Below are 214 nucleotides of genomic sequence, written 5' to 3' on the forward strand. Positions count from 1 at the left end.
ACCCTGAATATCTCAGAAGCAGCAGACGGCCTGATACTAGCCTGGGAATATAATACTGATTTGTTTGAGGCACAAACCATCGAACGTATGGCGGGACATTTTGAGGTTTTGTTGTCCTCCCTTTTAACGTCCCCTGAATTGGATGTCTATGCCCATGAATTGGTGACGCCACAGGAGCGTGAGCTGTTACTGAATACCTGGAATGATACCGCAG

1 protein-coding gene is annotated in these 214 nt (G+C 47.2%); it reads left to right on the forward strand.

The window, feature by feature from the left end:
- Positions 1 to 214, forward strand: a 214-nt coding sequence (locus CWC11_RS20625) for a condensation domain-containing protein (RefSeq protein WP_138684164.1), incomplete at both ends; no start/stop codon positions are given.

Source organism: Pseudoalteromonas sp. S3178 (assembly GCF_005886985.1).
Classification (GTDB): Bacteria; Pseudomonadota; Gammaproteobacteria; order Enterobacterales; family Alteromonadaceae; genus Pseudoalteromonas; species Pseudoalteromonas carrageenovora.